The following is a 7,354-nucleotide window of genomic DNA, read 5'->3' as shown; positions in this document are numbered from 1 at the left end:
GTGCGCGGCGCTCGCCGCGCACCGGGGATAAGCGGTTTTCAACGCCGCTTATCCCCAACAACTGTGGACAACCCGGCCGATAAGTCCTGCATAGCCCGGAAAAGTCCTTTCAATCCAGTCACTTGCGAAGCGCGATCAAATGCCGCCCAGGCGTGATAGATTTGCGCGTTCCCTGGATGGATCCCTATGAGCAAAACCTTCTCCCTTGAGGACACCCGCAAGCTGGCCGCCGTGCTGGCCGAAACGGCCCTGGCCGAGGTCATGCCGCGCTTTCGCAACCTGCCCGACGGCTCGGTGCGAGGCAAGAGCTCGCCGCGTGACCTGGTGACCGACGCGGACGAAGCGGCCGAACGCATGATCGGCGCTCGCCTGGCCAAGCTGCATCCCGGCGCCGTGCTCATCGGTGAAGAAGCCTCCGCGCGCAACCCCGCGCTGCTGAACATGCTGGTCGACGCCGACCTGGCCTTTCTGATCGACCCCATCGACGGCACCCGCAACTACGTGGCGGGCCTGCCCTTGTTCGGCATGATGATCGCGGCCTGTCACCGTGGCGACGTGATCGCCGGCGTGATCTACGACCCCGTCAACCGCGACAGCGCACTGGCCGTGCGCGGCGAAGGCGCCTGGATGGAATACGACAACGGCCGCCGCGTGCCGCTGACCGTGGCCGCCCCCGCGCCGCTGGAAGACATGGACGGGCTGATCTCCACGGGCGCCCTGCCCGAGCCCCTGCGCACCACCGTCAACAGCCACCTGTCGCGCCTGGCCAGCACCGCGTCGTTGCGCTGCGCCGCGCACGAATACCGCATGTTGGCAGCCGGGCATTGCCACATTGCGCTGTACAACCAACTGACCGCCTGGGACCACGCCGCCGGCTGGCTGCTGCACCGCGAAGCCGGCGGCTACGCGGCGCGCTTCGATGGCTCACCCTACAAGCCCACGCATCGCACGGGCGGCTTGTTGTATGCGCCAGACGCCGGCAGCTGGCATGCCGCGCGTAAAGCGTTGTTGGGCGAGGGGCTGGAAGGGGCGGAGGGCTGAAAAACCCGGGTATTCCCTAGGGATTTATCCACAGTTCCTGTGGACAACCCTATGGAAAGGTCTGTAACGGCGCGAAAAATCCCTGACAGGGCAAGCACTTGCTTAAACCGGTCAAAACCCGGCCGGTTACACCTTGGCTTACAGCGCGTCCAACGCCAGCGCGCAAGGCTGTTCCACCTTCAGGGTCAAAAGATTGTCGGCCCGCGTGCGGCCCAGGTTGATGGCGGCGATGGGCATGCCGTTGCGCGAGGCCGCCGTCACGAAGCGGTAGCCCGAATACACCATTAGCGACGAGCCCACCACCAGCACCGCGTCGGCGCTCATCAGCCCGGCATTGGCGCGATCGACGCGGTCACGCGGGACGGTTTCGCCGAAGAAGACCACATCGGGTTTGACGATACCGCCGCAGCGCGGGCACGGCGGCACAATGAATTGCGAGAAATCCTGGCCGTCCAGGTCGGCGTCGCCGTCCGGCGCATCGGTGGCGTCCAGCAAGGCCCATGCGGGGTTGCTGTGTTGCAGCCGGTCTTGCCAGTCGTGGCGGCCGCCCCGCCAGTCGCATTGCATGCAGCGCACTTCGTCCAGCCGGCCATGCAGGTCCACCACATCGCGGCTGCCGGCGGCGGCATGCAGGCCATCCACGTTTTGCGTGACCAGCACGCTGAGGCGGCCGCGCGATTCCAGACGCGCCAGCGCACGGTGCGAATCGTTGGGCTTGACCTGGCCAAAGCGGCGCCAGCCCACCATGCTGCGCGCCCAGTAACGGGCGCGCGCCAGTTCCGTACCCATGAAGGTTTGCAGGGTCATGGGCGGCGAACGTTTCCATTCGCCTTCCGTGTCGCGATAGTCCGGGATGCCGGAATCGGTGCTGACGCCCGCCCCCGTCAACACGAACAGCCGCGGGTGGCGGTCGACAAAGCCGCGCAACGCGGCCAGATCCGAAACTTGCGTGTCCATCCTGGCTCCTATCCGTGGCCGCCCTAGCCGGTCGCCCTAGCCCGCTGCAATCAGCCGCCCAAGCCGCAGTCGGGCATGTCGCTGACCAGGCTGGCCTGCGTGACGTTGCTGCCCGGGGGCACGCTGCGTGTCAGCCAGACGTTGCCGCCAATGGTCGACCCCTTGCCGATCGTGACGCGGCCCAGGATCGTGGCGCCCGCGTAGATCACCACGTCGTCTTCGATCAACGGATGGCGCGGCAAGCCCTTTTTAAGCTCGCCGTTTTCGCCGGGCGGGAAGCGCTTGGCGCCCAGCGTCACCATTTGGTAGAGCCGCACGCGGTCGCCGATGATGGCCGTTTCGCCGATGACGACACCGGTGCCGTGGTCGATGAAAAAGCTGCGGCCGATGGTGGCGCCGGGGTGGATGTCGATGCCGGTGTCGGCATGCGCGATCTCGGCCACGATACGGGCCAGCATCGGCACATTCAGCCGATACAGCACGTTGGCCAGGCGGTGATGGATCATCGCCGCCACGCCGGGATAGCACAGCAGCACTTCGTCCACGCTGTGCGCGGCCGGGTCGCCCTGGTAGGCGGCGGTCACGTCCAGGTCCAGCGCGGCGCGCACGCGCGGCAGCTCGGCGCCGAACTGGCGCACGATCTCGATGGCGCGCCGCTGGGTCTCAGCCGGGTCGACGTGTTCATTGCGGCCCACGTATTGCAGTTCAAGACAGACCTGATGCAACAGGGCGTCCAGCGCCGCGCCGATGGTGTGGCCCACATAGAAGTCTTCGACTTCTTCGCGCAGATCGATGGGGCCCAGCCGCATCGGGAACAAGGCGCCACAGAGGTCCTTGATGATCTGGCGCAGGCTTTCCTGGGACGGGAATTCACGCAGGCCCGCGTCTTCACGCAGGCGGCCACGCGGGCCGCGCCAGGCGACGCGCGCTTCGCGCAAGCCGGACACGATGCTGTCCAGGTTCCAGTGGGCGGGCGGAAGGTGGGTGGGCCCGTTCATTGGGACTGCCCCTGGCGGTTGCGGGGGAGCCCGGGCTGGGAATGGGTTTCAAACATGGAAGTGCCTCGCTGACGGTGCTACGCAATAGTCCCGTCAACTGTAACCGCTAGCGCCCCTTTTCCGGAAAGCCTCCGATACGGCATCGGGGTTATGCGGCGGCCTGGCTGGGCTCGTCCGGGGCGTAGCCCAGCGGATTGCCTTGCTGCCAGCGCCAGCCGTCGGCGCACATGGCGGCCACATCGTAGGTGCTGCGCCAGCCCAGCAAAGACTCGGCAAGCGTAGGGTCGGCCCAGGTGCGCGCCACGTCTCCGGGGCGTCGCGGCAGGGTCTGCAAGGGAATCCGGCAGCCGCTGGCCTGTTCAAACGCGCGCACCAGCTCCAGCACGCTGGTGCCCCGGCCCGTGCCCAAGTTGACGGCAATAAACCCGGGGTGGTCCACGCAATACGCCAGCGCCCGCACATGGCCCTGCGCCAGATCCATCACATGCAGATAGTCGCGCACGCCCGTGCCGTCGGCGGTGTCGTAGTCGTTGCCGAACACCCGCAGGAAGGGCTGGCGGCCCACCGCCACCTGGGTGATGAAGGGGAAAAGGTTGTTGGGCAGGTCGCGCGGACTCTCGCCGATCTGCCCGCTGGGATGCGCGCCGATGGGGTTGAAGTAGCGCAGCGTGACGGCGCTGAAGGCGGGGTTGGCCGTGCAGACGTCGCGCAGCATCTCTTCCACCATCAGCTTGGTGCGCCCGTAGGGGTTGGCCGGCGCCAACGGATGCGCCTCGGTAAAGGGCAGGTACTGGGGCTCGCCATACACGGTGGCCGACGAGCTGAACACCAGCCGCGTGACGCCCGCCTGGCGCATGGCCTGCAGCAGCACCATCGAACCCGCGACGTTGTTGTCGTAGTACTTGAGCGGGTCCGCCACCGATTCCCCAACCGCCTTGCAGCCGGCCAGATGCAGCACGGCCCGCACCGGCTGGCCGCGTGCCGCCGCGTCCGACAGCACGCTTTCGATCAGGCCCGGCGTGCGGATATCCCCTTCGATCAGGGGTATCGGCACGCCGCACAAGCGCTCGACGCGGCGCACGGCCTCGCGGCTGCCGTTGCTGAAGTTGTCCAGCACCAGCGGCCGCTGGCCGGCCGCCAGCATCGCAATCAAGGTATGCGTGCCGATATAGCCGGCCCCGCCCGTGACCAGCACGTGCAGGGCCGGGGCCTGCATGTCCGGGGCCCGCATGCGCACATCAGGCATGTCTGCGTCTGGCATCCCCGCCCCCGTCACAGGTGCGCCGCCACGCCCGGCACCCACGCATGCCGGGGACGCGGCGCCTGCGCGTGGCCACGGTAGCGATCGATCCAGTACGAGGTGGACGCATCGTGACCCCAATCGACCACGCCGGCCGACACCGGCACCGCCAGTTCGCGCTCGATGCCCGAGGCCAGCCGCTTGCCCAGTTCCACGCCCCATTGATCGAAGGGGTTGATGCCCCACACCACGCTCTGCACGAACACCTTGTGCTCATACAGCGCCAGCAGCGCGCCCAGGCCGCGCGGGTCCAGTTGGCGCAGCACGACCAGGGTGGACGGCCGACCGCCCGGATGCACCATGTGCTGCGCCAGGCTCAGGGCGCGTTCCTGGTCGTCGATATGCGCCACGTCCTGCAAGGCTTCTTCCAGGCTCTTGCCGCGCAGCAGCGCCTGGCGCTGCGCCAGGCAGTTGGCCAGCAGCAGGCGGTGCGCGTCCGGGCTGTCCGCATGGCCTTGCAGGCTGGCGATGAAATCAACCGGCGCGCCGTTCTCACTTTGGTGCAGCCATTGGAAGAACGTGTGCTGGCCATCGGTGCCCGGCATGCCCCAAATGATGGGCGCGGTGGGCACGCCGACCGCCGTGCCGTCGCCCGCCACCCGCTTGCCCAGCGACTCCATTTCCAACTGCTGTAGATAGGTCACCAGGTGCAGCAGGCGCGCGCTATAGGCGGCGATGTTCAAGGAGTTGTGGCCCAGCACGCTGCAATTGACCAGGCCGGCCAAGGCCAGTTGGATCGGTGCGTTCGCGGCGAACGGCGCTTGCTGGAAATGCTGGTCCATGGCTTCGGCGCCCGCCCGCATGCCGATCAGCACGTCGGCGCCCACGGTCAGCGCGATGGACAGGCCGGCTACCGACCAGACGGAATAGCGTCCGCCCACCCAGTCGCACATCTTGAACGTGTGGCTGGCCGGCACGCCCAGGGCGCGCGCGGCCGACACGTTGGCCGTGACCGCCGCCAGGTGCTCGGACACATCGGCCACCCCGCCCTGCTTGAGCCACGCCATCGCCGCGCGCGCGTTGTGCAGGGTTTCGGAGGTGGTGAAGGACTTGGACGAAATCACCACCAGGCAGCGGCGCGGGTCCAGGCCGGCCACGGCGTCATGGAAGGCGTGGCCGTCGATGTTGGACACGAAGCGGATCTGGCGGCGCTGCGACGGGCCGCCGAACGCCTGGACCGCCAGGCGCGGCCCCCAGTCGCTGCCGCCGATGCCGATGTGCAGCACCGTTGAAAAATCCGCCGTCTGGTCCAGCTTGCGCACGAAGTCGGTCATGCGCGAATACTCGCAGACCGAATCCGCGTCCAGGCCGTCCGGCTGCTCGCGGGTACGCCCCGCCCGCAGCGCGGTGTGCCAGGCGGGCCGGCCTTCCGTCCAGTTGACGGGGTCGCCCGCGAACAGCGCGTGGCGGGCATCCGCCAGCCCACGCGCCTGCAGCAGATTCAATGCCGCCGCTTCCAGCGCGGGTGACTGGCGCTGCATGGTCAGGTCCACGCACAAGCCTGCGGCCTCGATCACTTTAAGCGTGTTGGCGTCCAGCTCGGCGGCCTCGGCGGCCTGCGCGAACGCCTGCCACTCAGGGCTTTGCGCCAGGCCGGAATTCGCCCTTAACGCCTCAATCGCATAATTGGCCTTTCCCATCGCGTGATGCTCCTTAGAACGGTAAACGAACATGAGGTGCAATGCGCCGGAACGCGTTGCGGAAATCCTCCTCGATACGGGCCAATGCGGCCACGGTGTCTCCTTCAAAACGCATCACCACCGTTGGCGTGGTGTTTGATGGACGCGCCAGGCCGAAGCCGTCGACGTAGTCCACCCGCACACCGTCCAGATCGTTGATGGACACCGCGCGGGGGAATTCCCCTTGTTGGCGCAGCGCCTCCACCAGTTCGAACTGTTCGCCTTCGGCGGTGTCCAGCTTGATTTCGGGGGTAGCGCAAGACTGCGGCAGGCTTTCCAGCAGGCCCGACGGGTCCGGCGCCGCCGACAGGATCTCCAGCAGCCGGGCAGCGGCGTAGATGCCATCGTCAAAGCCGTACCAGCGCTCTTTGAAAAACATGTGGCCGCTCATCTCTCCAGCAAGTAGCGCTCCCGACTCGCGCATCTTGGCCTTGATCAGGGAATGCCCGGTCTTGCACATGGTGGGTTTGCCGCCGGCCTCGAAGATGGCGCGGGCCACGTGGCGACTGCATTTCACGTCGTAGAGCACTTCGGCGCCGGGGTTGCGCGCCAGCACGTCGCGGGCGAACAAAATCAGTTGCCGATCAGGCCAGATGATCTGTCCCGATTTCGACACCACGCCCAGGCGATCGCCGTCGCCATCGAAGGCCAGGCCGACCTCGCAGTCGGAATAGCGCAGGCAATAGATCAGGTCCTGAAGGTTTTGCGGGTCGGCCGGATCGGGGTGGTGGCCGGGGAAAGTCCCGTCTACCTCGCAGAACAGCTCGGTCACATCGCAGCCCAGGGCGCGAAACAAGGCCGGCGCCACCGCGCCCGCCACGCCGTTGCCGCAATCGATGGCGATCTTCATGGGACGCGCCATGCGGATGTCGCCCACCAGGCGCGCGGCATAGCAGGGTTGGATCTGCATCTGCGTGCGCCCGCCCGACACGCTGGCCGATTCGATCGGCAAGCGCATCGCATCGCGCAGGGCCGTGATGCCCTCGCCATACAGCGACGCGCCGTCCAGCACGATCTTGAAGCCGTTGTGCGACGGCGGGTTGTGGCTGCCCGTGACCGCGATGCCCGCCCCCGTGTCCATCAGGCGCGTGGCGAAATACACCATCGGCGTGGTCGCCATGCCGATGTCGATCACATGCATGCCCGCCGAACGCAGCCCCGCCTGCAAGGCCGCCGCCAGTTCCACGCTGCTCAGCCGGCCGTCGCGCCCCACCACCATCGAACGCGCCCCCTGCGCGTGTGCCTGGGTGCCCGCCGCCATGCCCAGGCTGTGGGCAAAGCGTGCGTCAATCTCGTCCGGTACCGTTCCTCTTATGTCGTAAGCCTTGAAAACCGCATCCAGAATTTGCGGGGTATCCCAGCCAAAAGTTCCGTGCATG

At 67.2% G+C, this 7,354-nt stretch carries 6 protein-coding genes; 1 reads left to right on the top strand and 5 read right to left on the bottom strand.

The window, feature by feature from the left end; all coding sequences use genetic code 11:
* The first annotated feature begins 186 nt into the window (after positions 1–186).
* On the top strand, positions 187–1,041 hold the full coding sequence (locus ACE04A_RS12795; protein WP_447990358.1) for an inositol monophosphatase family protein: 855 nt from the start codon (positions 187–189) through the stop codon (positions 1,039–1,041).
* Positions 1,042–1,179: 138 nt separating this feature from the next.
* On the opposite strand, the gene ACE04A_RS12790 is transcribed toward ACE04A_RS12795, so the two are convergent.
* The 5 genes from ACE04A_RS12790 to ACE04A_RS12770 form a co-directional block, all read right to left on the bottom strand.
* The gene (locus ACE04A_RS12790; protein WP_100856581.1) at positions 1,180–1,998 is read right to left on the bottom strand and encodes an NAD-dependent protein deacetylase; all 819 of its coding nucleotides are present in this window, start codon (positions 1,996–1,998) and stop codon (positions 1,180–1,182) included.
* Between the two features lie 50 nt (positions 1,999–2,048).
* Positions 2,049–2,996: a serine O-acetyltransferase EpsC gene (gene epsC, locus ACE04A_RS12785; protein WP_259245995.1), complete on the bottom strand. Its 948-nt coding sequence runs from the start codon at positions 2,994–2,996 to the stop codon at positions 2,049–2,051.
* Positions 2,997–3,144: 148 nt separating this feature from the next.
* A complete protein-coding gene (gene galE, locus ACE04A_RS12780; RefSeq protein ID WP_448718173.1) occupies positions 3,145–4,212 on the bottom strand; it encodes a UDP-glucose 4-epimerase GalE in 1,068 nt (355 codons plus the stop codon).
* Between the two features lie 56 nt (positions 4,213–4,268).
* Positions 4,269–5,936 (bottom strand): glucose-6-phosphate isomerase, encoded by a 1,668-nt coding sequence (gene pgi / locus ACE04A_RS12775; RefSeq protein ID WP_259245993.1) that lies wholly within the window; start codon positions 5,934–5,936, stop codon positions 4,269–4,271.
* 13 nt (positions 5,937–5,949) lie between these two features.
* Positions 5,950–7,353, bottom strand: a complete 1,404-nt coding sequence (locus ACE04A_RS12770; RefSeq protein WP_259245992.1) for a phosphomannomutase/phosphoglucomutase — start codon at positions 7,351–7,353, stop codon at positions 5,950–5,952.
* Position 7,354: the final 1 nt, after the last annotated feature.

It is taken from the genome of Achromobacter colocynthidis, assembly GCF_057334535.1.
Note: the sequence above shows the minus strand (reverse complement) of the source record. Positions and strands in the feature narration are given on the sequence as shown.